The sequence below is a fragment of the Phytobacter sp. MRY16-398 genome, from assembly GCF_003925915.1.
In the GTDB taxonomy this organism is placed as follows: Bacteria; Pseudomonadota; Gammaproteobacteria; order Enterobacterales; family Enterobacteriaceae; genus Phytobacter; species Phytobacter diazotrophicus.
Genome location: NZ_AP018756.1, coordinates 4725746 through 4751621, shown reverse-complemented (window position 1 = coordinate 4751621; position 25876 = coordinate 4725746). Strand labels below are relative to the sequence as shown.

At 55.7% G+C, this 25876-nt stretch carries 25 protein-coding genes; 16 read left to right on the top strand and 9 right to left on the bottom strand.

All coding sequences use genetic code 11. The features are described from left to right. Positions 1-78 precede the first annotated feature (78 nt). From MRY16398_RS23270 to puuE, 3 genes are read left to right on the top strand one after another with little or no spacing between them, the layout of a single operon-like run. The gene (locus MRY16398_RS23270; RefSeq protein WP_125125266.1) at positions 79-798 is read left to right on the top strand and encodes a GntR family transcriptional regulator; all 720 of its coding nucleotides are present in this window, start codon (positions 79-81) and stop codon (positions 796-798) included. Beyond that, positions 795-1532, top strand: a complete 738-nt coding sequence (locus tag MRY16398_RS23265) for an aspartate/glutamate racemase family protein (protein ID WP_125125265.1) — start codon at positions 795-797, stop codon at positions 1530-1532. Before MRY16398_RS23270 ends, MRY16398_RS23265 begins: the two co-directional genes overlap by 4 nt. Before the next feature lie 29 nt (positions 1533-1561). Further along, entirely contained in the window at positions 1562-2506 is a 945-nt protein-coding gene (puuE, locus tag MRY16398_RS23260; RefSeq protein WP_041852643.1) for an allantoinase PuuE, read from the top strand. Between the two features lie 630 nt (positions 2507-3136). On the opposite strand, the gene hpxZ is transcribed toward puuE, so the two are convergent. The 4 genes from hpxZ to MRY16398_RS23240 are packed head-to-tail and all read right to left on the bottom strand — an operon-like array spanning position 3137 to position 6671. Next, the gene (gene hpxZ, locus MRY16398_RS23255) at positions 3137-3523 is read right to left on the bottom strand and encodes an oxalurate catabolism protein HpxZ (RefSeq protein WP_223878735.1); all 387 of its coding nucleotides are present in this window, start codon (positions 3521-3523) and stop codon (positions 3137-3139) included. Next, positions 3520-4893, bottom strand: a complete 1374-nt coding sequence (locus tag MRY16398_RS23250) for an AtzE family amidohydrolase (RefSeq protein WP_125125264.1) — start codon at positions 4891-4893, stop codon at positions 3520-3522. The genes hpxZ and MRY16398_RS23250 overlap by 4 nt, the downstream gene beginning before the upstream one ends. Continuing rightward, complete coding sequence (hpxX, locus tag MRY16398_RS23245; RefSeq protein WP_041852640.1) at positions 4890-5078, bottom strand: oxalurate catabolism protein HpxX; 189 nt, start codon at positions 5076-5078, stop codon at positions 4890-4892. Before hpxX ends, MRY16398_RS23250 begins: the two co-directional genes overlap by 4 nt. A 9-nt stretch (positions 5079-5087) precedes the next feature. Continuing rightward, a complete protein-coding gene (locus tag MRY16398_RS23240; RefSeq protein ID WP_108702371.1) occupies positions 5088-6671 on the bottom strand; it encodes a gamma-glutamyltransferase family protein in 1584 nt (527 codons plus the stop codon). A gap of 114 nt (positions 6672-6785) precedes the next feature. On the opposite strand from MRY16398_RS23240, the gene MRY16398_RS23235 reads away from it, so the two are divergent. The 3 genes from MRY16398_RS23235 (at position 6786) to hpxK (ending at position 10307) form a co-directional block, all read left to right on the top strand. Continuing rightward, the gene (locus MRY16398_RS23235) at positions 6786-7625 is read left to right on the top strand and encodes a MurR/RpiR family transcriptional regulator (protein WP_041852639.1); all 840 of its coding nucleotides are present in this window, start codon (positions 6786-6788) and stop codon (positions 7623-7625) included. A 202-nt stretch (positions 7626-7827) separates the two neighbouring features. Beyond that, positions 7828-9066: a pyridoxal-phosphate-dependent aminotransferase family protein gene (locus MRY16398_RS23230; RefSeq protein ID WP_041852638.1), complete on the top strand. Its 1239-nt coding sequence runs from the start codon at positions 7828-7830 to the stop codon at positions 9064-9066. Beyond that, positions 9063-10307: an allantoate amidohydrolase gene (hpxK, locus tag MRY16398_RS23225; RefSeq protein WP_172600680.1), complete on the top strand. Its 1245-nt coding sequence runs from the start codon at positions 9063-9065 to the stop codon at positions 10305-10307. Before MRY16398_RS23230 ends, hpxK begins: the two co-directional genes overlap by 4 nt. A 298-nt stretch (positions 10308-10605) precedes the next feature. Here the strand turns inward: hpxK and MRY16398_RS23220 are convergent, their stop codons facing one another. Both MRY16398_RS23220 and fadE read right to left on the bottom strand, forming a co-directional pair. Continuing rightward, a complete protein-coding gene (locus MRY16398_RS23220; protein WP_125125263.1) occupies positions 10606-11376 on the bottom strand; it encodes an amidohydrolase in 771 nt (256 codons plus the stop codon). Positions 11377-11487: 111 nt separating this feature from the next. After that, positions 11488-13932, bottom strand: a complete 2445-nt coding sequence (fadE, locus tag MRY16398_RS23215; protein ID WP_079497620.1) for an acyl-CoA dehydrogenase FadE — start codon at positions 13930-13932, stop codon at positions 11488-11490. 250 nt (positions 13933-14182) lie between these two features. On the opposite strand from fadE, the gene lpcA reads away from it, so the two are divergent. Beyond that, positions 14183-14764 (top strand): D-sedoheptulose 7-phosphate isomerase, encoded by a 582-nt coding sequence (gene lpcA / locus MRY16398_RS23210; protein WP_041852634.1) that lies wholly within the window; start codon positions 14183-14185, stop codon positions 14762-14764. A gap of 148 nt (positions 14765-14912) precedes the next feature. Continuing rightward, positions 14913-15680, top strand: a complete 768-nt coding sequence (locus MRY16398_RS23205) for a class II glutamine amidotransferase (RefSeq protein WP_041852633.1) — start codon at positions 14913-14915, stop codon at positions 15678-15680. Here the strand turns inward: MRY16398_RS23205 and dpaA are convergent. Beyond that, positions 15651-16391 (bottom strand): peptidoglycan meso-diaminopimelic acid protein amidase, encoded by a 741-nt coding sequence (gene dpaA, locus MRY16398_RS23200; protein ID WP_041852632.1) that lies wholly within the window; start codon positions 16389-16391, stop codon positions 15651-15653. The genes MRY16398_RS23205 and dpaA overlap by 30 nt on opposite strands. Positions 16392-16696: 305 nt before the next feature. Between dpaA and dinB the strand changes: the two genes are divergently transcribed. Further along, entirely contained in the window at positions 16697-17755 is a 1059-nt protein-coding gene (dinB, locus tag MRY16398_RS23195) for a DNA polymerase IV (RefSeq protein ID WP_041852631.1), read from the top strand. A gap of 77 nt (positions 17756-17832) precedes the next feature. On the opposite strand, the gene pepD is transcribed toward dinB, so the two are convergent. Continuing rightward, positions 17833-19290: a cytosol nonspecific dipeptidase gene (gene pepD, locus MRY16398_RS23190; protein ID WP_110295571.1), complete on the bottom strand. Its 1458-nt coding sequence runs from the start codon at positions 19288-19290 to the stop codon at positions 17833-17835. Positions 19291-19548: 258 nt separating this feature from the next. Between pepD and gpt the strand changes: the two genes are divergently transcribed. From gpt to crl, 3 genes are all read left to right on the top strand, one after another. After that, a complete protein-coding gene (gene gpt / locus MRY16398_RS23180; protein WP_041852629.1) occupies positions 19549-20007 on the top strand; it encodes a xanthine phosphoribosyltransferase in 459 nt (152 codons plus the stop codon). 108 nt (positions 20008-20115) lie between these two features. Further along, positions 20116-21360 (top strand): esterase FrsA, encoded by a 1245-nt coding sequence (gene frsA / locus MRY16398_RS23175; protein WP_125125262.1) that lies wholly within the window; start codon positions 20116-20118, stop codon positions 21358-21360. A gap of 57 nt (positions 21361-21417) precedes the next feature. Next, positions 21418-21816, top strand: a complete 399-nt coding sequence (gene crl, locus MRY16398_RS23170; RefSeq protein WP_125125261.1) for a sigma factor-binding protein Crl — start codon at positions 21418-21420, stop codon at positions 21814-21816. A gap of 140 nt (positions 21817-21956) precedes the next feature. Here the strand turns inward: crl and MRY16398_RS23165 are convergent, their stop codons facing one another. After that, positions 21957-22709: an IclR family transcriptional regulator gene (locus MRY16398_RS23165; RefSeq protein ID WP_071195911.1), complete on the bottom strand. Its 753-nt coding sequence runs from the start codon at positions 22707-22709 to the stop codon at positions 21957-21959. 414 nt (positions 22710-23123) lie between these two features. On the opposite strand from MRY16398_RS23165, the gene MRY16398_RS23160 reads away from it, so the two are divergent. The 4 genes from MRY16398_RS23160 to MRY16398_RS23145 all read left to right on the top strand — a co-directional run bounded on the left by MRY16398_RS23160 (position 23124) and on the right by MRY16398_RS23145 (position 25876). Then, positions 23124-23516: a RidA family protein gene (locus MRY16398_RS23160; protein ID WP_047371700.1), complete on the top strand. Its 393-nt coding sequence runs from the start codon at positions 23124-23126 to the stop codon at positions 23514-23516. A 111-nt stretch (positions 23517-23627) separates the two neighbouring features. Further along, positions 23628-24452: an ABC transporter substrate-binding protein gene (locus MRY16398_RS23155; RefSeq protein WP_041852624.1), complete on the top strand. Its 825-nt coding sequence runs from the start codon at positions 23628-23630 to the stop codon at positions 24450-24452. A 54-nt stretch (positions 24453-24506) separates the two neighbouring features. After that, the gene (locus MRY16398_RS23150; protein ID WP_125125260.1) at positions 24507-25244 is read left to right on the top strand and encodes an amino acid ABC transporter permease; all 738 of its coding nucleotides are present in this window, start codon (positions 24507-24509) and stop codon (positions 25242-25244) included. Then, positions 25241-25876 (top strand): amino acid ABC transporter permease, encoded by a 636-nt coding sequence (locus MRY16398_RS23145; RefSeq protein ID WP_125125259.1) that lies wholly within the window; start codon positions 25241-25243, stop codon positions 25874-25876. Before MRY16398_RS23150 ends, MRY16398_RS23145 begins: the two co-directional genes overlap by 4 nt.

Sequence of the window (25876 nt, the reverse complement as noted above, 5' to 3'; positions counted from 1 at the left end):
GGTTTTAATTTTATGTATACAAAATATTTTAATGATGTATACAAAAAGATAAGAACCAGGTAACAAAGGAATTTCCCAATGAAGCAGCCAACGGGGCTACAGACCCCAGCAGATCTGGAAGATAAAGAAAATTTCATCTGGCAGTCGCTGATGACCGCCATTGTCGAACATCAATTACCGCCCGGCAGCAAATTACCCGAAGAAGCCCTGGCCGAAGTGTTTGGCGTTAGCCGCACGGGGATCCGCAAGGTCCTGACGCGCCTTGCGACGGTGCAAATGGTCACGATGACGCCCAGACGTGGTGCATTTGTTGCCAAACCGGATATCGATGAATCGAAAGCGATCTTCTCTACCCGCAAAATGATCGAGTGTGCCAACCTGCCGCAGGTACTTGAGCATCTACAGCCGCCACATATTGTTGGGCTCGAGAAAATCATCGCGCAGGAAGAAGAGGCGCATCAGAACCACGATGGCGCGGCGGCGATTCGTTATTCCGCGGCATTTCATATCCAGTTGCAGGCTATCTCTGGCAATGCCGTAGTGACCGATATTGTGACCACGCTGGCGCAACGTTCGTCGCTGGTGATTGCCGCCTGGGGCGCCCCCTGGCAGCGCGGGTGCCGCTGCGACGACCACGACAGGCTCATCGAACTGCTGCGTAAGAAAGATGGCGCGGCGCTGAGCCATGCTATGGCCCACCACTTCGATCATATTGTCTCAAGCCTCAGCTTTGAGCGCGGCGGCGACATCCTCCCCGATTTTGCCCGCCTGTTTGGCGCGCCAGGAGAACAGGCATGACACAATTCTGTATACAGGTGATCAACCCCAATACCAGCCCGGAAATGACGCATACCATTGCCAGCGCTGCCCGCAGTGTCGCCGCACCAGGTACGACGATCCTCGCCAGTTGTCCGAGCCAGGGCGTGGCATCAATTGAAGGGCATTTTGATGAGGCGATTGCCGCCATTGGCGTGCTGGAACAGATAAAAAAAGGCATGGCACAGGGGGCGCAAGGCCATGTCATTGCCTGTTTTGGCGATCCGGGGCTGCTGGCCGCCCGCGAGCTGGCAAGCGGGCCGGTCGTGGGAATTGCCGAAGCGGCGATGCATGTCGCCACGCTGGTCGCGACGCGTTTTTCCATCGTCACCACCTTGCCGCGCACGCTGATCATCGCCCGTCATTTACTGCAGCAATATGGCTTTGGGCATCACTGCGCCGCACTGCATGCGATCGATTTACCGGTACTGGCGTTAGAAGATGGCACGGGTCTTGCTCAGCAGAAAGTACGCGAGCGTTGTATACAAGCCAAACGGGAAGATAATAGCGGCGCTATTGTTCTCGGCTGTGGCGGGATGGCGAACCTTGCTAGCGAGCTGACGCAGGAGCTGGGTATTCCGGTGATCGATGGCGTCACGGCAGCGGTGAAAATGGTGGAATCCCTCCTGGCACTGGGGCTTGGTACCAGCAAGTACGGCGATCTGGCGTATCCCAATAAAAAGCCGCTTTCAGGATGCTTTGAAATGCTGAGCTGAAAGCGGCCCCAAAATGAGGTCGAATCAGCATGCATTCAGATACGGACAAGCCTGTCTGGCACTTTACCGATAACTACCCGCGCGATATGGCAGGGTATGCCGGAAAACCCCCTCATGCGCAATGGCCCGGAGGGGCGCGCATTGCCGTGCAGTTTGTCCTTAATTTCGAAGAAGGCGGCGAGAACCACGTCCTGCATGGCGACGCCGGTTCTGAACAGTTTTTGTCAGACATTATTGGTGCGGCGAGTTACCCGGCAATACATATGTCGATGGACTCATTGTATGAATACGGTTCCCGCGCAGGTTTCTGGCGCATCCACAATGAATTCCAGAAGCGCGGCCTGCCTTTAACGGTGTTTGGTATCGCAATGGCGCTGGCGCGCAACCCGGAGATCGTCGCTGCGATCAACGCCGCGGAGTATGACGTGGTGAGCCACGGCTGGCGTTGGATCCACTATCAAAATATGGATATCCAGACCGAGCGTCAGCATATGCAGCAGGCGCTGGAGATCCTCACGACGCTGTTTGGCAAAGCGCCGCTCGGCTGGTATACCGGGCGCGATAGCCCGAACACCCGCAAGCTGGTGGTGGAGCAGGGCGGTCTGCTGTATGACAGTGATTACTACGGCGACGACCTGCCGTTCTGGACAACGGTTGACGAGAAGCCTCACCTGATTGTGCCTTATACGCTGGATGCGAACGATATGCGCTTTGCCACCGCGCAGGGTTTTAATACCGCCGAGCAGTTCTATACCTACCTGAAAGACAGTTTTGATGTGCTGTATGAAGAGGGTGAAACGGCACCGAAGATGATGTCGATTGGCATGCACTGTCGGCTATTGGGTCGCCCCGGCCGTTTCCGCGCATTGCAGCGTTTCCTGGATTATGTGCAGAGTCACGAAGGTGTGTGGATTTGCCGCCGTCAGGATATTGCCGAGCACTGGGTGAAGACGCATCCGTATACTCCGGCGTGAGTTCATCCCCTCACTCCGGCCCTCTCCCTCAAAGGTGAGGAATCCCCACAAAATGCGAGCACGAACGGTCCCCTCTCCTCTTTGGGGAGAGGGTTAGGGTGAGGGGGAAAATGCGGCTCTGATGGTCATCTCGTTCACCTTATGTTCCTTGCTTTTCTGTCGCGACAGAACCCGTGAACGTGCCAGGGTGGCTCACCGCCACCACCCTGGCGACCCGGGTTCCCGGCCAGGAAAATCGCCGCTGGCGCGGTCCATGATGCTTATGTCGTCTGACTTTCGGGTCGTGGACCAGCCTGCGTCCTTGCAGGCTATCCCCTCCGCCCGCTTCCCTGCGGGCGGCCCCGGTCAGCCGCAACGCCTCATCGATTTTCAGCCGGACCCTGTCATCGCTGTCATTGTTTTATTCTTATTAAGCGGCGTTATCGCTGTAAGACGTAAGATTACTGGGGATTCCTCAGCCCCCGGAGAGAGGGGGGCACCTTGTATCCCCGGTAAGCGCAGCGCCACCGGAGACAATTCCCGGATGGCGGCGCAGGTACTTTATCCGGGCAATGTTTTCCATGCGAGCAGAGAGGGGGTTTCTCCCTCTCCCTGTGGAAGAGGGCATCCAGCCGCCCCCATCTTTCCTTTTTACCCCATCAAACTGACATGCGCCGCCACAATCCGCCAGCCATAGGGGAACTTCACCCAGGTCTGCATCTGGCGGCCCACCCGTTCACTGTTCTCGCGCGTAAACTCCGTGCTCGCGACTGCCATATCCTCACCGTAGGTGGTGATCGTGGTATTACGCAGCAATCTGTCCAGCCCCGCTGAGGGGCGTGCATTACGAAACTCGCGGATCGCCTCAATGCCGTACAAATTCTCTGTTGCGCCGTAGCGCACCGTGCGCGGGTCCGCCCAGAAAAGCTCATCCAGCACTGCCACATCATTACTGATAAGCGCCTGCTCATAACGATAAAACGCAGCGGTGACCTCATTTAATACTGTCGGACGGTCGATATTATCTCTGTTCATCATGCTTCCTGTGGGTAAAGAATGCCCGCCTGCTCCAGTCTCCACGCCGCCTGCAGACAGCGTGACTCCTGCCAGGGGGCGGCAATAATCTGTACGCCAATCGGTAAGCCCGAGGCGGTTTTTACGGGTACGGTCACCACCGGCAGGCCTAAAAACGAGATGGGCTGCGTCAGCATCCCCATACTGGCTTTGATCGGTAAATCGGTATGGTTAATGCGCATGGTGTTCTCGCCAATTGGCGTTGCGCTGCACGGCGTCGCCGGGGCCAGAAGCAGATCGACATCGTTAAACAGCGGTAGCGTTTTATCGCGAAACCAGGCACGAAAACGCTGTGCCTGGGTATACCAGGCCGAGGGGGTCATTGCGCCTGCCAGCAAGCGCTCGCGGGAGTTAAGCTCAAACGTATCGGCATCCGTTCGTAGCGCAGGAAGATAATGGTTACCCCCCTCTGCCGCAGAAAGCAAAAACGCGGCTGAACGCGCCAGCTCCGCTTCCGGCAATACCCGCGTCTGGTTAGCGCCCAGAGCTTGTGCCACCGCGTTGACGGCGGCGCGGGCATCAGCATTACACCAGGTGGTGAAATAGCCCTCCAGCACGGCACAGCGTAGCGCCCCCGTACTGGATAACGTGGGCAGCGTGGCGGCAGGTTCGTGTGGTGATTGCCAGTTGTCTTCCACGTCATGTCCCTGGAGCGCGTCATAGACACAGGCCAAATCCTCCACGTTACGTGCCAGCGGGCCGATGTGATCCAGACTGGCGACAAACGGATGGCTACCGCTGCGCGATAAGCGTCCAAAGGTGGGCTTTAGCCCCGGCACGCCGCACAGCGAGGCGGGAACGCGAATAGAACCGTTGGTGTCGGTGCCCAGCGCAAAATTGACCATCCCGGCAGCAACGGCCGCCGCTGAGCCGCCCGATGAACCACCCGCGACCCGGGTGAGGTCTCGCGGGTTACGCGTCGCACCATAGTGGCTGTTTTCGGTAGTGAAGCCATAGGCATAGGCATCCATGTTGAGCGTGCCAGCCAGCGTTGCACCCGCATTCGTAAGCTGGCGAATGGCGAATGCATCTTTTGTTGCGGGGGGCTGAGTGCTGAACAGCTTTGCCCCCGCCAGCGTGGTCACCCCCTCCACATCGAACAGGTTTTTCACCGCATAAGGTACGCCTGCCAGCGCTGGCAAGGTTTCGCCCGCAGCACGCCGGGCGTCGATGTGCGCGGCTTCGGTGAGCATGCGCGTCGCCGTTACGCCGGTGAAGGCGTTGATGCCGGGGTTTGCCTGTTCAATCAGCGCCAGTGATTGCTGTGCCAGTTCGCGCGCGCTAAAGGTTTTGCTACGCAGTCCTTGCTGAATGTCCCGAATGGATAAGCTCATAGCCGATATTCTCCTGCGCCTTCCTGGCGGTGAGGCAGTGGGAAAGCCATCAGCGGCTGCGCCATGGCCGCGATGCGGGTGAGCTGAACTTCGAGTTCGGCCCGGCGTTCATCGTCCAGCGGTACCGCCAGGAGTTGTTCCATCAACCGGATGTATGTCGGCCAGTCGAATTTGTTATCGCTCATAATGACTCCTTAAAAACCGGCCGCGCTGCCGTTACTGCGTGGATCAAATGCCCCTTCGAGCATCCCGTTGGGATGACGCACAATCGCCCCGGCGTGCCCGGTGGCTTCGCTCAGCCCCGGCAACCATTCAACGTCATGGCCCAGGTCACGCAGCGCCTGATACGTGGCCTCGCTGAATCGCCCCTCCAGCTTCAGGCTATCGGACGTTTGCCCCCAGGTGCGGCCCAGCAACCAGCGGGGGGCGCATACTGCTTCCTGCAAAGGCATGTTTTGCATCACGTGGCGGGTAAATATGGCGGCCTGTGTTTGCGGTTGCCCGTCGCCCCCCATCGTGCCGTAGACCATGGTGCGGCCATCTTTCAGCCGTGCCGCCGCCGGGTTGAGGGTGTGGAAAGGTTGTTTACCGGGTACCAGCGCCAGCAAATGATCCGGGTCGAGACTGAATGCCGCGCCCCGGTTTTGTAACAGCACGCCGCTCTCTGGCAGCACCACGCCGCTACCGAACTCGTGATAAATGCTCTGAATAAACGACACCGCCAGCCCGTTTTTATCCATCACGCCCATCCAGACGGTATCCCCCGGTCCTTTGCCTTTGCCCCAGGGGGCGGCCCGCTTGTCATCGATGCTGGCGGCCAGCCGTTGCAGTGGTGCCTGCTCCAGCAGACTTTGGACCGGCAGCGTGACGTGGCGTGGATCGGTGATGTAGCGGTCACGCAGGCCAAAGGCCTGTTTGGTTGCTTCGACGATGCGGTGAATGGTCTGTACTTCGCTGGCCTGCGCCATATCCAGATGGTCGGTAATGCCGAGGATGGCCAGCGACACCAGCCCTTGCGTTGGCGGCGTCATATTGAAGATGTCGCCCTTGCTGTGGCTCAGGCGAAGCGGTACCCGGCGGTGGGCACGGTGAGCCGCCAGATCCTGAGCGGTCAGTGGCAGGCCGAGCGCGCTCATTTCCGCCGCCATCTGATCGGCGAGCGCTCCGCGATAAAAACTGTCCAGTCCGTCGGTGGCGAGGCGGGTTAATGTGCGGGCGAGGCGCGGCTGGCAGAAACGGCTGCCCGCCTGTGGGACTTCGCCCTGAATTAGAAAAGTCTCGCTAAAGCCCGGCACATCCACCAGCTCCGGGTATTTACTTTGCGTGGCGCTGGCCTGCGACTGTGTTACCGGGATCCCTTCGCTGGCGTAACGGATGGCATCGGCCAGCAGGCGGGAGAGCGGCAATTGCCCGCCGCCCAATGACGCTGATACGTTCAGCGCCTCGTCCCAGCCGCTCAGCGTGCCGGGAACCGTGAGCGCCGCCAGCGGGCCACGATGGGGAATATGGCTATGCCCGCGATAGAAATCACGTGTCGCCAGTTGCCCGGCGGCGCCGCTGGCGTCAATGGCGAGGGGCGCGCCTTCGGGCGGCACTATCAGCCAGAAACCATCGCCGCCGATGCCATTCATATGGGGATAGACCACCGCAATGGTGGCGGCTGCGGCGATCATCGCCTCAATCGCATCGCCGCCGTGGCGCAACACCGATAGTGCCGATTCGCTGGCAAGGTGGTGGGGCGTTACCGCCATACCGGAAGGGGCAACATTACTTTGCATCGTCATGCTCTCTTTGTTCGGGTAAGTCAGAGAGCTAAGCAAGAGCTGTTCCAGATTGACGACAAGCGTTTCACTGTGTCAGCTTAATGTGAAACGAAAGTTGCAGGAGGGTCTATGCAGCAGTTAGATACGCGCTTACGCGAGTGCTATAACGAATTATCCCCGCAAGAACAGCGAGTTGCCTCATTTATCATGGATCATTTTGATGACCTGATGAGCTACAACAGCGCCGAACTGGCCCGTCTGAGCGGCGTGTCGAAAGCCACTGTCAGCCGTCTGTTTAAACGGCTTGGCTATGATCGTTTCAAAGAGATGCGCGACGAGGTGCGTACACTGCGCCAAAGCGGCATGCCGCTGACGGAAAACCGCGATGCTGTACAGGGCAACACCTTGCTGGCGCGACACTACAAGCAGGAGATGGCGAACCTGACACAGTGGGTGAATGCGCTGGATGCCGTGCAGTTTGCCGATGTGGTACAGGCGTTGGGCGCAGCGCAGCGCGTCTTTATTCTTGGCCTGCGCAACAGCGCGCCGGTGGCCTTGCATCTGCGCCAGCAACTGATGCAAATCCGTGGTCAGGTCAGTCTGATGCCTCAGCCGGGGCAGACACTGGCAGAAGAGTTAGTGGATATCACCCCGCAGGATGTGGTGGTGGTGGTCGCTTTTCGTCGTCGTCCACGGGTCATCCGCCCGGTACTGGAAGCGCTGCACAAACAGGGCGTGCCGACTGTTGCCATCAGCGAACCGCAGGCGGCGGGCATTACCACGCTTGCCCGCTGGCACTTCGGCCTGCCGCTCGACAGCGTATCGGCGTTTGATAGCTACAGCAGTGCCATGAGTCTGGTGAATTTACTGGCGAATGCGTTACTGCACAGCGCCCTGACGGAGGGACGTCAACGTATCCATAACATCGCATCGCTGTATACAGAACTCGACGAACTGGAGCAACGATGATGCACTGTATTGGTGCTTTTGCACCCGTTCAGGGGATCGTTATGGTGCGGGCAGATAACGTTAATCCGCGCTGAAAAAGGACGAAATCAGCGCAATAGCAGGCTGGTGTCTTCATTTCCTCTGTGGCACATTAGTTGCAGAAAGTAGCACTAAGAATCTTTTGTTTCATGACGATCACTTTTGTATACCAAAGGATGTGTCCATGTTCGACTCTCAGCACTCTGCGCAAATTAACCCGCCACACCGTTTACTGATGGGACCGGGACCTATCAACGCCGACCCGCGCGTTTTACGTGCCATGGCGAGCCAACTTGTGGGGCAGTATGACCCGGTTATGACCGGCTATATGAATGAGGTAATGGCCCTCTACCGCGAGGTATTCCGCACGCAAAACCGCTGGACCATGCTGGTAGATGGCACCTCGCGCGCCGGGATCGAAGCGATCCTCGTCTCTGCGATCCGCCCTGGCGACAAGGTGCTGGTACCGGTCTTTGGCCGTTTCGGGCATCTGTTATGTGAAATCGCCCGTCGCTGCCGTGCGGAAGTACACACCATCGAGGTGCCCTGGGGTGACGTTTTTACGCCCGATCAGATTGAAGACGCCATCAAGCGTGTTAAGCCTCGCCTGTTACTGACGGTGCAGGGTGATACCTCTACAACAATGCTGCAGCCGCTGGAAAATCTGGGTGAGATTTGCCGCCGTCATGGCGTGTTGTTTTATACCGATGCCACCGCATCGCTCGGCGGTAACGCGCTGGAGACCGATGCCTGGGGGCTGGATGCGGTCTCCGCGGGTTTGCAGAAATGCCTGGGCGGTCCGTCGGGCAGTTCGCCCATCACCCTGAGCCCACAAATGGAAGAGGCCATTCGCGCACGCAAATGTGTGGAGCAGGGGATCCGTACCGATACGCACCAGGACGGCGATGACGAGATGATCTACTCCAACTATTTCGATCTCGGCATGGTGATGGACTACTGGGGGCCGGAACGCCTGAACCACCATACCGAAGCCACCAGCATGCTGTTTGCCGCCCGTGAGTGCGCACGCATCATGCTGGAAGAGGGGATGGACGCGCTGATTGCCCGCCACGAATTACATGGCCGCGCCATGCTGGCGGGGATCCAGGGAATGGGGCTGGAGGTGTTTGGCGATATTCATCACAAGATGAATAACGTACTCGGGGTGATGATCCCGTCGGTTGTGCATGGTGAAGAGGTGCGTAAGCGCCTGCTGGATGATTTTCACATTGAAATCGGCACCTCGTTTGGCCCGCTACAGGGCAAGATCTGGCGTATTGGCACTATGGGGTATAACGCGCGCAAAGATTGTGTGCTGCAAACCCTCACAGCTCTGGAAGCAGTGCTTAACCGTCTGGGCCTGCGCACTGTACAGGGCGCGGGAATGCAGGCCGCCTGGGATGTCTACGAAGGGGTGGCATGATGATGACTGCCGATGAGGCTGACCGCGCTGCGCACCGGGTAATGACGCGTTGCGATGCGCTGGCAGAGATCAGTGAAACGCCGGGTCAACTCACCCGGGTTTACCTCTCTTGCGAACATTTGCGGGCGAACGCGCAGGTGGCGCAGTGGATGCAGGATGCGGGAATGCTCACCTGGCAGGATGCGGTAGGCAATATTTGTGGACGCTACGAAGCGGCAAGCGACGGTGCACAGGCGGTGTTGCTTGGATCGCACCTGGACACCGTTCGTGACGCCGGACGCTACGACGGCATGCTCGGCGTGCTGACTGCCATCGAAGTGGTGGACTGGCTGCACCGTCAGGGTTTGCGTGGTTCACAGGCCATTGAGATCGTCGGGTTTGCTGATGAAGAGGGCACGCGCTTTAACATCACGCTGTTAGGAAGCCGGGGGCTGACCGGCACCTGGCCGCAGGGCTGGCTGGATTGCGAAGATGCGCAGGGGATAAGCGTGGCGCAGGCGATGGTCAATGCCGGTCTGGAGCCTACACGTATCGCCACGGCGGAACGTGCCCGTGAGGATTTTTCCGCGTATCTGGAGCTGCACATCGAGCAGGGGCCGGTACTTGAGCAAGAAGATCTGCCGCTCGGCGTGGTCACCGCGATCAACGGTGCGCGCAGGTTGACCTGTCGGTTTAGCGGGGAAGCGGGGCATGCGGGCACCGTGCCGATGAGCCATCGTCACGATGCATTGACCGCCGCCGCCCAGTGGATCGGGTTTGTTGAACAAAAAACGCGGGAGTCTGGCCCGGAGCTGGTGGCAACGGTCGGTACGCTGCAGTGTGAGCCCGGTGCGGTGAACGTGATCCCGGGAGCGGTGACGTTGACGCTGGATATCCGCAGCCCGAACGATGATCTGCGGGAGACGCTGTTAAACGCCCTGCTGGATGAGGCCGTGCGCATTGGGCAGGCACGTGGCGTTGGTTTTAGCTACGATATTTTTTACTCCATTGCGGCAACACCTTGTGATACGCATCTGCGTAATGTGCTGGCTGGTGCCGTTGAGGCGGTGCAGGGGCGCGTGCTGTTGCTGCCAAGCGGTGCCGGGCATGATGCCATCGCGATTGCGGAACGCTGGCCATCGGCCATGTTATTTGTGCGTTGTGACAGAGGGATCAGCCATCATCCGGCCGAGAGCGTGCAGCAGCAGGATGTGGCGCACGCGTTGCGGGCATACAGTGAAGCGGTGAGAGCGTTAATGTAATTCAGTGTTTCCCTGAAAGAGGGGAAATTATCGTGTAGCCCCGGTAAGCGCCAGCGCCGCCGGGGACAATTCCCGGATGGCGGCGCAGGCACCTGATCCGGGCTACGACCGGTTTTCTCCCTCTCCCCTGGGGCAGAGGAATCCCCACATAAATGCGAGCACGAACGGTCCCCTCTCCTCTTTGGGGAGAGGGCCAGGATGAGGGGGAAAATGCGGCTCTGATGGTCATTCCGTTCACCTTATGTTCATGGCGACATGTCAACTTCGGACACGTGAACGGGTAAAGGGGAACGTCATATCACCCAAGCGTAAACGGATCGGCGTCCTGCCAGGCGGGAAACTTCTCGCGGTACTCTTTTAATGCGGCCATCGACAACTCGGCATCAATGCGGATAGCCTGGTGCGGCTCGGCGGTGGCGATAACCTCGCCCTGCGGGTTAATGACCCGGCTGTCGCCACGATAATGATGCCCGTTGCCATCGGTACCCACACGGTTGCAGCCCGCGACATACGCCAGGTTTTCAATAGCGCGAGCCACCAATAGCGATTGCCAGTGCAGCGAACGCGGCGCAGGCCAGTTGGCGACATACAGCGCCAGATCGTAATCATCGCGATTGCGCGACCAGACCGGGAAGCGCAGGTCGTAACAGACCAGCGGTAAAATACGCCAGCCGCGCCACTTAAAGACCACGCGCTCGTTACCGGCTTCGTAATGGTGATGTTCATCGGCCATGCGGAACAGATGGCGCTTATCATAGAAATGAACAGCCCCTTCCGGCTCGACCAGCAGGAAACGGTTAACCGGGCCGCGCTCTGTTTGCAGCGCGGCACTGCCCGCGACCAGCGCGTTCGTCTGGAGCGCTTTGGCCTGCATCCACGCCACAACGTCTTCTTGCGGCATCGACTGCTTCGCCGCTTCCATCGCAAAACCGGTGGTGAACATTTCCGGCAGGACTATCACATCACGCCCGGTGATATCTTCAAGCTGGCGGTCGAAATGGCGCAAATTGGCCGGACCGTCCATCCAGACTAAAGGTTGTTGCAACAGCGTAATTTTTAAACCAGGCACGATTTAAGCTCCCCTTAAACAGCATTTTTACACTTTAGCACGAGAAAAAGGGAATTTGTGGTAATAAAAAACCCCGCACGAAGCGGGGTCAGGGTCTCTTCGAAGGGGGCGTTATGCAGCCTGAGGCTTACGCACCTTTTCCGGTGTTTTTACCGGCTGCGTTGCCAGCTCTTCCGGTTCGAAATCGTCGACATTGATACTGCGCAGACGGCTGATTTCGGCTTTTGTCAGGATCTCAGCTTCGTCCTGATTGATAAGCCCGCCGGCCAGCGCCTCTCTTGCCAGCACGTCCAGACGTGTGAACGGCAGGTTTTTACCGAGCTCTTTACAAATGCGCTGATGAATCGGGTCGGCGGCAATCACGTCAAGCAGCGCCTCTTCCAGCAGACCGACCGGGTTATGTTCGCTCGGCGTCAGGTACTGACCACGACCAATACGCGAACGGGTGGCGCACGGCGTTTGCAGAATCTTAGCGACCTGATGATCCAGCTTATCGGACGGTGCCAGATAGTGACGACCGGTCGGGAAAATCACCACCCGCAGCAGACCCGCGACCACACGGTTCGGGAAGTTGGCCAGCAGATCGTCCATCGCCTGTTCAGCCTGATACAGCGCGTCCTGTACGCCCCAGTGCACCAGCGGCAGATCCATCTCATGGCGGCCTTCATCGTCATAGCGTTTCAGCACCGCAGAGGCGAGGAACACCTGACTTAAGATATCCCCGAGACGTGCCGAGATACGTTCACGACGTTTCAGGCTACCGCCCAGTACCGCCATCGACACATCCGACAGCAGCGCGAGGTTGGCACTTAAGCGGTTGATATGCTGATAGTAGCGTTTGGTTGAATCGCTGGTCGGGGCCGAACTGGTCAGCCCGCGCGTCAGCCCCAGCCAGAAGCTACGCATCTTATTGCTACCCACATGCCCGATATGTTTAAACAGCAGTTTGTCGAACGCATCCACGTCATTGTTTTGCGCGGCGGCCATTTCATCCAGCACGTACGGATGGCAGCGAATCGCGCCCTGACCGAAGATCATCATGCTGCGGGTCAGAATATTGGCCCCCTCAACGGTGATGGCAATCGGTGCGCCCTGATAGGCGCGAGCCAGGAAGTTGCCTTCGCCGAGCATAATGCCTTTACCGCCAGCGATATCCATTGCGTCAATGATTGACTGCTGGCCACGGTGAGTACAGTGATACTTCACAATGGCGGAGAGCACCGCCGGTTTCTCACCGAGCATAATGCCATACGTAATCAACGCGGCAGCAGCATCCATCACATAGGCGTTACCCGCGATACGTGCCAGTGGTTCTTCGATCCCTTCCATCTTACCGATAGCGACTTTGAACTGACGACGGATATGAGCATAGGCGCCAATACCCAGCGCCACCGATTTCAGGCCGCCCGTGGAGTTGGATGGCAGGGTGATACCACGGCCCACGGACAGACATTCCACCAGCATACGCCAGCCCTGTCCGGCCATTTTCGGACCGCCGATGATGTAATCAATCGGTACGAAGATATCCTGACCACGCGTCGGACCGTTCTGGAACGGGACGTTCAGCGGGAAGTGACGACGACCAATTTCAACGCCCGGGGTGTTGGTGGGGATCAGCGCACAGGTAATACCGAGATCTTCTTCGCCACCCAGCAGTTTTTCCGGGTCAGAGAGTTTAAACGCCAGGCCCAGTACGGTCGCGATAGGCGCCAGCGTGATATAGCGTTTGTTCCAGGTCAGGCGCATACCGAGCACCTGTTCACCCTGCCAGTCGCCCATGCAGACGACGCCGGTGTCCGGGATGGCGCCCGCATCGGAACCGGCTTCCGGGCTGGTCAGTGCGAAGCACGGAATTTCCTGTCCACGCGCCAGACGGGGTAAGTAATGATTTTTCTGCTCTTCGGTGCCGTAATGTTGCAGCAGTTCGCCCGGCCCTAAAGAGTTAGGTACGCCGACGGTGATCGCCAGGATACCGGAAACCCCGGAAAGTTTTTGCAGTACGCGGGACTGGGCGTAAGCGGAGAATTCCAGGCCGCCGTACTCTTTTTTAATGATCATCGCGAAGAAGCGATGTTCTTTCAGATACGCCCACAGTTCTGGCGGTAAATCGGCCATTTCATGGGTAATCTGAAAGTCGTTAGCCATACGGCAGGCTTCTTCCACCGGGCCATCAATAAAGGCCTGTTCTTCGGCGGTCAGGCGCGGCTGCGGGTAATTGTGTAGTTTTTTCCAGTCAGGATTACCGCGGAACAGATCGCCTTCCCACCAGGTTGTGCCGGCATCGATAGCTTCTTTTTCCGTACGGGACATCGGCGGCATCACTTTACGAAAGCCGCGGAAGACCGGCGCAGAGATCAGCGATTTACGCATCGGCACAAAGTTGAAGGGCACAAGGATAATGGCCAACGGCACCAATACCCAGATGGACCACAGACCTGAAGCGCCAAGCGCGGCAGTCCATGCCAGGAGGATTACGCTGCTGAGCAGCAGACTCACCCGGTGATAGAACAACACGCCGAGTAGGACAACAGTTGCGAGAAGACTCAAAATCATCATAGAGAAAAGCTCCCTTGCTTGTAGGAGGTCTGACCACTTGTGATGATATGGTTGTAGTGGATGTTATTTCTTTTAGCAATGTGTTTACAAAATAATTACAACCTGGTTCACATTGTTGGGGAGGAATGTGGCACGAAAAACGAAAACCCCCGACGATCACCATGGCTTTAGCTTCTCGCTTGCCATGCTATCCGGTAAACTGCGCGCGAGAATTTATATTCATACTGCTTTCATACTGAAGGATATCCTCATGTACCAGGATCTGATTCGTAACGAACTGAACGAAGCAGCGGAAACGCTGGCAAACTTTTTAAAAGACGATGCCAATATTCACGCCATTCAGCGTGCAGCGGTTCTGCTGGCTGACAGCTTCAAAGCCGGCGGTAAGGTATTGTCCTGCGGCAATGGTGGTTCCCACTGTGATGCGATGCACTTTGCCGAAGAGTTAACGGGACGCTATCGTGAAAACCGTCCGGGTTATCCGGGGATTGCGATTTCTGATGTGAGCCATCTCTCCTGCGTCAGTAATGACTTTGGTTACGACCATGTTTTCTCTCGCTATGTTGAAGCCGTTGGCCGTGCAGGGGATGTACTGTTAGGTATTTCTACTTCCGGTAATTCTGGTAATGTCATTAAAGCGATTGACGCGGCGCGCGCGCAGGGCATGAAAGTCATCACCCTGACCGGTAAAGATGGCGGCAAAATGGCAGGTACTGCCGACGTTGAAATCCGTGTACCGCACTTTGGTTACGCCGACCGCATTCAGGAAATCCACATTAAAGTGATCCATATCCTGATTATGCTGATCGAAAAAGAGATGGTAAAAGCGTAAGAAGGCTATTTTATTTGCCAGTTTGAACCAGGGCTGTGTTCAGAATCCTCTCGTACCCGGTGTACGCTCCGGTTCTTACGCGCTGTCCGTGTTCAAACTGGCTGCAACAATTACGCCTTCTCTATATTTGGGCGTTTGGGGGTGTTGAATGTGCGAACTGCTCGGGATGAGCGCCAATGTGCCAACCGATATTTGCTTTAGTTTCACCGGGCTTGTTCAGCGCGGTGGGGGAACCGGGCCGCATAAAGATGGCTGGGGTATCACCTTTTACGAAGGCAAAGGCTGTCGTACGTTTAAAGACCCGCAACCCAGCTTTAACTCTCCGATTGCCCGTCTGGTGCAGGAGTACCCGATAAAGTCCTGCTCGGTGGTGGCCCATATTCGCCAGGCGAACCGTGGTGAAGTGGCGCTGGAAAACACGCACCCCTTTACCCGTGAACTCTGGGGACGCAACTGGACCTACGCCCATAACGGGCAGTTAACCGGATATAAATCGCTGGAGACCGGCAACTTTCGTCCTGTCGGTGAAACCGACAGCGAAAAAGCTTTCTGCTGGCTGCTGCACAAACTCACCACGCGCTATCCGCGTACTCCGGGCAATATGGAAGCGGTATTTAAATACATCGCGACGCTGGCGACTGAACTGCGTGGGAAGGGTGTTTTTAATATGCTGCTGTCGGATGGGCGTTATGTCATGGCGTTCTGCTCGACCAATCTGTTCTGCATTACCCGTCGGGCACCGTTTGGCGTGGCGAAACTGCTGGATCAGGATGTGGAAATTGATTTTCAGCGGGAAACCACACCTAACGATGTGGTTACCGTGATTGCTACCCAGCCGCTAACGGGCAATGAAACCTGGCAAAAGATTATGCCAGGCGAATGGGCATTATTTTGTCTCGGGGAGCGTATAGTTTGACGCCAACTGCGGGTGAATAACTTCGTGGCTCAGCGGTTTGCTGACCACGTAGTTCCCGTCAACAACAGAGACCACAGGCGGTTTCTGCGTCTGCTGGAAGAAGTCATAACCCGGTTTTAACTGTTCCCAGAATTTCGCATAGGTCGAATATTTGTGACGCTGCATATTCGCGTCCGTCATACGGAACGGGTAGATGCTCAGTTGCACGCTTTCCTGACCAAACACCAGCGCGGCGGTGACGAACTGGAAAATCTCGTCGATTTGCGAATCGGTCATGGCGTAACAGCCAATCGACACGCACGCGCCGTGGATCATCAGATATTTCCCTTCATAACCGTGGGCACGGTCATAGGCGTTAGGAAAACCAATATTGATGGCTTTATAAAAACGGCTATCCGGTTTTAGCTGGCTGCGCTGAATGGAATAGAACCCTTCCGGGCTTTTGAAATCGCCCTGACGCTGTTTCGGGCCCAGGCCGCCGGAGTAGTTACAAATTTTGTAACTATTGAGGAGCTGATATTGCTCACCCATTTTGACGTAGAGATCAAGGGTACGCTCTTCTTTGAAGATCTGGATGTATACCGGCGACCCCATCAACTGCTGCTTATATTCTTTGCTGATCGGCGTTGTTGAACCATTGCTGCTTAATAAGCTGGCAAACGAGACGCACGGCATCAGAAGCATCGCAAGAAAAAATGCGATTTTGCGCATACTGCTTGTTTCCTTGATAAAACGGTTACCACATTGCCAGGACGGCAAAAGAATCCCATAAATTCAGATTAATCTGGATTGGGTGCGCCCACAGTAGCATCACGGTAGTTTTTCGCAAGCCCGGATCGCTGAGTTTACAAATTAGTTTTTTGCAGCGGTCCCCCTGTTAAATATTGTCTGATGAAAACCCCAGAAATAACAGCGCTATTGGGCGTTTTTTTCACTGCGAATTCACTTTTTTCCCCTCTCTTCTCATTCTGGGTAATAATGCTGTATACTTATCCAGTATCCGATAAGGTGAGCGTATGCGCAAAATCATACATGTCGATATGGACTGCTTTTTTGCGGCGGTGGAGATGCGTGATAACCCGGCTCTGCGGGATATCCCTATCGCTATCGGCGGCAGCCGGGTTCAGCGCGGCGTTATCAGCACGGCTAACTATCCGGCGCGTAAATATGGCGTGCGCAGCGCCATGCCCACGGCAATGGCGTTAAAGCTCTGCCCGCATCTCACCTTATTACCGGGGCGCTTTGAAGCCTACCGGGAAGCCTCTCACCAGATCCGCGAAATCTTTTCCCGTTATACAAGCCTGATTGAGCCCCTGTCGCTGGATGAAGCGTATCTGGATGTGACCGACAGCCCCCACTGCCACGGTTCGGCAACGTTAATGGCAGAAGAGATTCGCCGGACCATATTCCGCGAAACCCAACTCACCGCATCGGCCGGGATTGCACCGGTGAAGTTCCTGGCGAAAATCGCCTCCGATCTGAATAAACCTGACGGGCAATATGTCATTGCCCCTGCGGATGTACCGGCGTTTTTACGTACGCTGCCACTCAGTAAAATTCCGGGCGTTGGCAAGGTGTCGGCGGCAAAACTGGAAACGCTTGGGTTGCGTACCTGCGAAGATGTGCAGAACAGTGACCTGGCGATGTTGCTAAAACGCTTCGGTAAATTTGGCCGCGTGTTGTGGGAGCGCAGTCAGGGGATTGATGAGCGACATATCAGTAGCGACAGGCTGCGCAAATCGGTTGGCGTGGAGCGTACGCTGATAGAAGACATTCATGAGTGGGAAGAGTGTGAAGCCATTATCAACCAACACCTTTATCCGGAACTGGAACGGCGGCTGGCAAAGATAAAACCCGATCTGTTGATTGCCCGGCAGGGAGTCAAACTCAAGTTTGCCGATTTCCAACTCACCACCCAGGAACACGTCTGGCCACGCTTAAATAAAGACGATTTGCTGGCGACGGCGCGGAAAACCTGGAATGAGCGGCGCAGCGGGCGCGGCGTGCGTTTAGTGGGTTTGCATGTGACGCTGCTCGATCCGCAATTAGAACGTCAGTTGGTGCTGGGGCTGTGATAAGCGTGAAAATAAGAGCGTAACGGGAAGAGAAAAGGAAAAGCGTCCGCACCAGTAAAAGGTGCGGACGCTACGACTTATTTCGCCGGAATAGCTTTCAGCAGCTCGGTCAGCAGCGTCCAGTAATGGCCCACGCTTTCGATATGTACCTGCTCATCCGGGGAGTGCGGACCGGTGATGGTGGGCCCAATAGAAACCATATCCATATCCGGGTACGGTTTTTTGAACAGACCACATTCCAGACCGGCGTGAATGATCTGAATGTTCGGCGTCTTGTTGAACAGACGCTGATAGGTCTCACGCACCAGATGCATCACCGGCGAGTTCGCATCCGGCTGCCAGCCAGGGTAGCCGCCTTTCGGTGCGGTTTTTGCACCAGCCAGTTTGCCCAGCGATTCCAGCATGCTCACCACATAATCTTTGCCGCTATCGATCAAAGAGCGGATCAGACAGATGATTTCCACGCTGTCGTCCTGCATGGTGACCACGCCAACGTTCAGGGAGGTCTCGACCACGCCTTTGGCAACGTCGGAGTTACGGATCACACCGTTTGGTGTGGCGTTCAGCAATTGAATGAAGCTATCGCGGGAAGCAGCGGTCAGCGCCTGTTTGTCGCTGGAAACGCTATCCAGCAGTACCACCAGGTTTTTCTCTTTCATCGCCAGCTCGTTTTTCAGGATGTCCTGATAAGTTGCTGCCAGTGTTTTCAATTGTTCAGCTTTATCGGCCGGAACGGCAAACGTGGCGAAGGCTTCACGCGGGATAGCGTTACGCAGGGTACCGCCGTTGAAATCGGCCAGACGCAGGTCCAGCTCGGCCGCGTGGCCTGCCAGGAAGCGCGCCAGCAATTTGTTGGCGTTACCAAGACCCAGATGAATATCGCCGCCGGAGTGGCCGCCTTTCAGCCCTTTCAGGGTCAGTTTGAACGTCTGGTAGCCCGCTGGTACCGCTTCGCGGGAGAGCGGCAGGGTGGTGATGAAATCAATACCGCCGGCGCAACCCATGTAGATTTCGCCTTCTTCTTCTGAGTCAGTGTTGATCAGAATATCAGCCTGCAACCAGCCGGGCTGCAAACCAAACGCGCCATCCATGCCGGACTCTTCGGTCATGGTCAGCAGCACTTCCAGCGGACCATGCTCAACGCGGTCATCCGCCAGCACCGCCAGCGCGGATGCCATGCCGATACCGTTATCGGCGCCAAGCGTAGTGCCGCGCGCTTTTACCCACTCGCCATCGATGTAGGGCTGAATCGGGTCTTTGGTGAAGTCATGTACGGTGTCGTTGTTTTTCTGCGGCACCATATCCAGGTGCGCCTGCAGCACAACCGGTTTGCGGTTTTCCATACCTGCTGTTGCTGGTTTGCGCAGCAGAATATTGCCAACCTGATCGCGTTCCGCATGTAAGCCTTTTTCTTTCGCCCAGCTCATGATGTGCGCGGCGAGTTCTTCTTCATGGTAAGACGGATGAGGAATAGAACAGATTTTGGCAAAAATATCCCACAGCGGTTGTGGCGATAGTTGAGACAATTCAGACACGATGAGTCTCCTTTAAAAGGCCTGCCAGCATATTTTGCAGGTCCGAGGGTTAAACTACAGAACAATCACAAGGCCGGATTGCGAGATGGTCTTGAGAATACCACTTTATTGTCTCTCTGTTAGTACGCGTCGCGTAAAAAGCGCCAGCCCGGCCCGGTAACACTGGTTTTTAGCGCGACAGATCTCTATAATCTCGCGCAACCTATTTCCCCGTAGAACACTTTTTAAGCCGTATATACACAGGCTGGGACACTTCACATGAGCGAAAAATACGTCGTCACCTGGGACATGTTGCAGATTCATGCACGCAAACTGGCAAACCGCCTGATGCCTTCTGAACAGTGGAAAGGCATTATTGCCGTTAGCCGTGGTGGTCTGGTTCCGGGCGCATTACTGGCACGTGAACTGGGTATTCGCCATGTCGATACCGTTTGCATTTCCAGTTATGACCACGACAACCAGCGCGAAATGAAAATTATCAAACGCGCAGAGGGTGATGGTGAAGGTTTCATCGTTATTGATGATCTGGTCGATACCGGCGGCACCGCGGTGGCTATCCGCGAAATGTACCCAAAAGCGCACTTCGTCACTATTTTCGCTAAACCGGCCGGGCGTCCGCTGGTTGACGATTACGTGATTGATATCCCGCAGGATACCTGGATTGAACAGCCGTGGGATATGGGCGTGGTCTTCGTTCCGCCTATCTCTGGTCGTTAATCCTCTCTTTATGATTATTTACAACGCCTGGCATCGCCGGGCGTTGTTTTTTTTCGCATCCACCAGGTTACAATACCGTCATCGACGTATTCATGGAGGCTGCGCGTAATGCCACAAGCTAACCTCAGCGAAATCCTGTTCAAACCCCGCTTCAAGCACCCGGAAACCTCAACGCTGGTGCGTCGCCTTACCCATAGCAAACAGTCGCCTGTAGAATCCACCCTTGACGGTAACAATGCGCCCCACTGGTATCGGATGATCAACCGACTGATGTGGATCTGGCGTGGCGTTGATCCGAAAGAGATCCTGGACGTACAGGCGCGGATCGCCATGAGCACGGCGGAACATACCGATCCTGAGCTTTACGATACGGTGGTCGGGTATCGCGGCGGCAACTGGATCTACGAATGGTCCACTCAGGCTATGCAGTGGCAGCAAAAAGCCAGCCAGGAGCAGGATACCACCCTCAGCGGCCAGCACTGGCTGCATGCGTCAAACCTCTATAGCATCGCCGCTTATCCGCATATTAAAGGGGATGTGCTGGCGGAGCAGGCGCAGGCGCTGGCGAATCGCGCCTATGAAGAAGCAGCGCAGCGTCTGCCGGGCACCATGAAAGAGATGGAATTTGCGATTCCCGGCGGTTCGCCGGTGATTGGCTTCTTGCATATGCCCAAAGGGGAGGGACCTTTTCCCACCGTCCTGATGTGCGGTGGGCTGGATGGCCTGCAAAGCGATTACTACAACCTGTATGAACGCTATTTTGCGCCGAAAGGCATCGCCATGCTGACGCTGGATATGCCTTCTGTGGGATTCTCCTCAAAATGGAAACTCACACAGGATTCGAGCCTGCTGCATCAACACGTGCTGAAAGCGCTGCCGAACATTCCGTGGGTTGACCATACACGCGTGGCAGCGTTTGGTTTCCGCTTTGGTGCCAACGTGGCGGTCCGCCTTGGTTATCTGGAGTCTCCGCGCCTGAAAGCCGTGGCCTGTCTGGGGCCAGTTGTGCATGCGCTGCTGACTAACCCCCAGCAACTGGGGCGCGTGCCGGAGATGTATATGGACGTGCTCGCCAGTCGGCTTGGCATGCACAATGCGTCGGATGAGTCACTGTATGTTGAGTTGAATCGCTATTCGCTAAAAACGCAGGGGTTACTGGGGCGGCGCTGCCCAACGCCGATGCTGTCTGGCTTCTGGAAAAACGATCCGTTCAGCCCGGAGGAGGAGTCGCGTTTAATCACGTCGTCATCTGCGGATGGTAAATTACTCGAAATCCCGTTTAATCCGGTTTATCGCAATTTTGATAAGGCGCTGCGGGACATTACCGACTGGATCAATGATAGATTGCGTTAATGGATTGCTAATTTCGATTGATTTGGTAAAACAGTTGCATCACATAAGGAGATCGCAATGACGTTACCGAGTGGACATCCCAAGAGCAAACTCATTAAAAGGTTTACCGCGCTAGGCCCGTATATTCGGGAAGAACAGTGTGCCGATAATCGCTTCTTTTTTGATTGCCTGGCCGTATGCGTCAATGTAAAGCCCGCGCCGGAGAAGCGTGAATTTTGGGGCTGGTGGATGGAAATGGAAGCGCACCAAGACCGTTTTACCTATAGCTACCATTTTGGGCTGTACGATAAAGACGGGAACTGGAAAGCAACCGAGATAAAAGATTCAGAAGTGACTGGCCGGCTGGAGCATACGCTTCGTGAGTTTCATGGTCGCGCCCGCGAGGTCCTTGCGGCGCTGGAGCTGAAACTGGAGCCTGCGGAAAATTTCTCTGACGAGATTAACCTGACGGTGTAAGCGCAGTAAAAAGATTCCCCGACAAGAGACAATCCGGATTCAGCCCGCTGATTCCGGATTTTTTACGTCTCAACGCAACTGGCGATGTCGTTGTTGATGGCTGCGCTTCCGCCTGCCGGAGCAGGGAAAACATGCCGGACTCAGGTGAAATCCGACAGTTTTTGGCCGGAAACGATCAACTCTTTGAGCAACATTTGACGGCGCTCCTCCGGTGTATCGCGACTCACCATAAAACAGATCGCCGCGACCGCCTGCCCGCTACGAGAACGAATCGGCGCCGCCATACAGCAGGTAAAACTCTCCGACAACCCCTCAGTCAGACAATAGCCCTGCTGTCCGGCACGATGAATATCTTCCAGGAAGGCTTGTTTATCGAGCACTTGCCCGTTCGCCAGACGGTAATCTTCTTCGGGTATAAGGTTGAGAATAGCGCTGTCCGACCAATTACTGAGTAACAGACGGCCAGTCGCCGTCCAGGTGATCGGTACCCGCACGCCGATATCCGACGTGATTTTGAACGGGTGGGCATTACTTTCCGACAGCACGACGGTGTACTTATTCCCCTCCAGCATACAGAGCTGCACCGTCTCGCCATGGCGGGCGACCAGTTCAACCATTAACTGATGTGAGCGGCGGATAAGATCGTTATGTGCCATATAATCTGCACCGTAATAGTGCATTTCACGGCCAAAGAACACCGCGCCGTCGGCATCCACTTCCAGCAGCCCGGCCTCGCTGAGCAGGCTGACAAGTTCATATACACTGGAGCGCGGCGCGCCGGTGGCCTCGATCAAATCGCGCATCGCCATCGGCTGACGAGCGATATGCAACTGGTGAAAAATGTCGATAACCCGGTCAACACCGCGCGCACGCGATGGCTTCTCGTCCGGCATAAGCAAATTCTCCTGATGCAGTCGGGCGGTCGCGCCAGACAGTAAAGACAATAAAAAAGAGAAGCATGATACACCCAGCGTCGTCGTTAACCCATCCCCGGTAATTAAAATTTTACTGCCGGTGTTTATATTTTTTTGTTCTATTTTGGGGCCTCATTTTAGCGCATGGCGCACAAATTATTTTTTTAAAATTACGACCCCGGTAACATTTTCATTCTGCCATTCCCCCCATTCGTTTTTTATTTTGCGATCGCCACAACACCACAAAAAATTAAATTGATCGGGATATATTGCAAAAATAAAAAACCTGTGCAAATCTTGCTCTATCCGATATTGCAGATAACAGTCCGATATACCAGACGGTTGTGACGCAGTATTCATGGCGATTCTCAGAACAAAAAGGAGCAGCATTGCATGACGATTAAGCGTTATGGCATTGAAGGCGGCACTGGTACGGGCGGGCAAAAACTGCCGTTCGCACGCGCCGTTGAGGCTGATGGCTGGCTGTATATCTCAGGCCAGACGCCGATGCGCGAAGGCGAAGTGGTGGAAGGCGGGATCATAGAGCAGACCCGCCTGGCGTTTGATAACTGCCTGTCCATTATGCGCGAGGCGGGGTACAGAGTAGAGGATGTGGTGCACGTTACGGCAGTATTAACCGACGCACGTTATTTCAGTTCCTTTAATAAAGTTTTCAGCGAGATATTTACCGGAAACCCACCGGCACGTATTTGTAGCGTGCAGGATTTAGTCGTCGACTGCAAAGTGGAAGTGGATATGAAATGCTTTCGCGCCGACCGAAAATAATATTATTTATCTGATAATTCACTGAGATTTTTATTTATTCGCCCACACCAGGGCTGCCCGTTAATAACTGATGCTTTTTATGTCGTCTCCATTTAATAAGCGAGCAAAACAATGAATGCAACTTCGTTAAAAATCATCGCCGGAACGCTGGCCCTGCTGGCCGTTGCCGGTTGTACCCCCACGGAAGAGAAGCAAGTGGCGGGTGCGGCTCCCCAATCGACGCTGCAAACCGTATTGCAACGCGGCACGTTACGCGTGGGTGATTGCCTGAGTTTCGCTCCCTTCGGTTTTTACGATAAAGACGGCAAACCGGATGGTTACGACGTCGATTTGGCGAAAGCGCTGGCGAAAGAGATGGGCGTGAAACTGGAAATGGTGAACACCACCAGCGCCAACCGCATCCCTAACCTGCAAACCAACAAAGTGGACGTGGTGTTCTGTAACTTCACGCGCAACCTGGAACGCGCCAAAGAGATCGGTTTCACTCACCCGTATGTCGTGGCGAGCGAAGCGATGTTGGTCCGTAAAGAGAGCGGCATCAAATCGGCGCATGACATGGCCGGTAAGACCATCGCTACGGTGAAAGGGTCAACCAACGGAGACGAAGTGCGCAGTATGGGCATTGAGGTCAAAATTCAGGAATACGACTCTTCCCAGGCGGCCATTCTGGCGGTGAAGCAGGGGCAGGCTGATGCAATGATTGAGGATAACAACTTCCTCGCTTATCAGGCCAAGCTTGATCCGACCCTGACGGTCACCAATGAAGCGTTGGTGCCGCTGGAATATAACGCCTTTGGTGTGAAGCAGGGCGACCAGGTATGGCTGAACTACCTCAATGAATTCCTTTTTGAGATCAACGCGTCCGGTGAGAACGCCACGCTCTATCAAAAGTGGTTTGGTGATAAGCCGCGTTACCCACTGAATCCGCAATTCTGATTGCCTGCGGTGTAGCGCCCTTTGGTCAGCTACACCGCAGGAAGGAGTCCATGCATGAGTTATCAATGGCTAACCCTGTGGAGTTACGGCGAGACCTTCCTGGCCGCCGCCTGGCTGACGTTACAGGTTACTCTTCTCGCGTTTGTGCTGGCCGTCGCGCTCGGCTTGCTGGCAGCGCTGGCGAAAGCCTCGGCTGTAGCGCCGCTACGCTGGCTGAGCCACTGCTATGTGGAATTTATCCGTAACACGCCGGTGTTGCTGCAAATTTTCATCATCTTTTTTGGTCTGCCTTCCCTCGGCATCACCATGAGCGCCTTTACCGCGGGGGTGCTGGCTTTGGGCATTAACGTCGGTGCTTACCTGTCGGAGACCTTTCGCGCCGGAATACAGTCGGTGCCGAAAGGGCAACTGGAAGCCGCGTGGATTTTAGGTATTTCACGCCGCCAGGTCTTTCTGAGTGTGGTGTTGCCCCAGGCCGCGCGCGCCGTGTGGCCGGCCATTATTAACAACCTGATCCAGCTATTGCTCGGCACGTCGCTTTTGTCGGCCATTGCACTGCCGGAATTGACCGGCACCGCCACCGTGATAAACGCCCGCACCTTGCTTTATATCCAGACGTTCAGCGTGGTGGCGCTGGTCTATCTGCTGCTGAGTAATCTCTTTTCCTGGCTCGGTAACATGGTGGGAAGCCGCTTATTTCATCCGCAACTGTTCACGCCGGTAAAAAAGTCCGCCCGGTGGTGGGCAAAAAAATGGCTGACTAACCCACTGAAACGGGAGAATGCGCTATGAGCGATATGGTAATGACCTCGTTGCCGTTGCTGCTGGAGGGGCTGTGGATCACCCTGCTGCTTTCGGTCGCGGCCATCATTGGCAGCACGCTGCTTGGCCTGCTCGCCGCCGTGTTGCGTACCAGCCGTGTCCCGGTCGCCAGCCACATTGCCGTGCTTTACACCGAGTTATTTCGCGGCACGCCGGTGTTGATCACCCTGATGTTTATCTACTTTGGCGTGGCCTATTTTGGCTATGAAATCAATTTGTTTGCCGCCGGTATCCTCGGTTTGAGTATTTACCAGGGAGCCTATATCGCCGAAGTCTTTCGCGCCGGGATCGAAGCGGTACCCAAAGGACAATGGGAAGTGTCGTGGATCCTCGGGTTGTCAAAACGCCAGACCTTTCTTAGCGTGATCTTGCCACAGACGCGCGGCATCGTACTGCCACCACTGGTGGGGCAGTATCTTTCCCTGATTAAGGATACCTCTATCGTCAGCATGATTGGCATGTCGGAACTAATGCACCAGGGCCAGGCGATCGTTGATCGTATCGGTCAGCCGGTAGTGATTTATGCGCTGGTGGCCGTGCTGTACTTCGTTGTCTGCTTTCCGCTTTCCCGTTGGGTTCAACATCATCAAACCAGGAGCTAG

Excerpts from the sequence above, each read along its gene's own strand:
- MRY16398_RS23150 (WP_125125260.1), top strand. The coding sequence starts at position 24,507 with ATGAGTTATCAATGGCTAACCCTGTGGAGTTACGGCGAGACCTTCCTG.
- crl (WP_125125261.1), top strand. The coding sequence starts at position 21,418 with ATGACGTTACCGAGTGGACATCCCAAGAGCAAACTCATTAAAAGGTTT.
- MRY16398_RS23240 (WP_108702371.1), bottom strand. The coding sequence starts at position 6,671 with ATGCAAAGTAATGTTGCCCCTTCCGGTATGGCGGTAACGCCCCACCAC.
- MRY16398_RS23165 (WP_071195911.1), bottom strand. The coding sequence starts at position 22,709 with ATGCCGGACGAGAAGCCATCGCGTGCGCGCGGTGTTGACCGGGTTATC.
- MRY16398_RS23205 (WP_041852633.1), top strand. The coding sequence starts at position 14,913 with ATGTGCGAACTGCTCGGGATGAGCGCCAATGTGCCAACCGATATTTGC.
- gpt (WP_041852629.1), top strand. The coding sequence starts at position 19,549 with ATGAGCGAAAAATACGTCGTCACCTGGGACATGTTGCAGATTCATGCA.
- hpxZ (WP_223878735.1), bottom strand. The coding sequence starts at position 3,523 with ATGATGAACAGAGATAATATCGACCGTCCGACAGTATTAAATGAGGTC.
- dpaA (WP_041852632.1), bottom strand. The coding sequence starts at position 16,391 with ATGCGCAAAATCGCATTTTTTCTTGCGATGCTTCTGATGCCGTGCGTC.
- hpxK (WP_172600680.1), top strand. The coding sequence starts at position 9,063 with ATGATGATGACTGCCGATGAGGCTGACCGCGCTGCGCACCGGGTAATG.
- hpxX (WP_041852640.1), bottom strand. The coding sequence starts at position 5,078 with ATGAGCGATAACAAATTCGACTGGCCGACATACATCCGGTTGATGGAA.
- puuE (WP_041852643.1), top strand. The coding sequence starts at position 1,562 with ATGCATTCAGATACGGACAAGCCTGTCTGGCACTTTACCGATAACTAC.
- lpcA (WP_041852634.1), top strand. The coding sequence starts at position 14,183 with ATGTACCAGGATCTGATTCGTAACGAACTGAACGAAGCAGCGGAAACG.
- MRY16398_RS23155 (WP_041852624.1), top strand. The coding sequence starts at position 23,628 with ATGAATGCAACTTCGTTAAAAATCATCGCCGGAACGCTGGCCCTGCTG.
- MRY16398_RS23145 (WP_125125259.1), top strand. The coding sequence starts at position 25,241 with ATGAGCGATATGGTAATGACCTCGTTGCCGTTGCTGCTGGAGGGGCTG.
- MRY16398_RS23235 (WP_041852639.1), top strand. The coding sequence starts at position 6,786 with ATGCAGCAGTTAGATACGCGCTTACGCGAGTGCTATAACGAATTATCC.
- MRY16398_RS23250 (WP_125125264.1), bottom strand. The coding sequence starts at position 4,893 with ATGAGCTTATCCATTCGGGACATTCAGCAAGGACTGCGTAGCAAAACC.
- MRY16398_RS23270 (WP_125125266.1), top strand. The coding sequence starts at position 79 with ATGAAGCAGCCAACGGGGCTACAGACCCCAGCAGATCTGGAAGATAAA.
- MRY16398_RS23230 (WP_041852638.1), top strand. The coding sequence starts at position 7,828 with ATGTTCGACTCTCAGCACTCTGCGCAAATTAACCCGCCACACCGTTTA.
- MRY16398_RS23265 (WP_125125265.1), top strand. The coding sequence starts at position 795 with ATGACACAATTCTGTATACAGGTGATCAACCCCAATACCAGCCCGGAA.
- fadE (WP_079497620.1), bottom strand. The coding sequence starts at position 13,932 with ATGATGATTTTGAGTCTTCTCGCAACTGTTGTCCTACTCGGCGTGTTG.
- frsA (WP_125125262.1), top strand. The coding sequence starts at position 20,116 with ATGCCACAAGCTAACCTCAGCGAAATCCTGTTCAAACCCCGCTTCAAG.
- dinB (WP_041852631.1), top strand. The coding sequence starts at position 16,697 with ATGCGCAAAATCATACATGTCGATATGGACTGCTTTTTTGCGGCGGTG.
- MRY16398_RS23160 (WP_047371700.1), top strand. The coding sequence starts at position 23,124 with ATGACGATTAAGCGTTATGGCATTGAAGGCGGCACTGGTACGGGCGGG.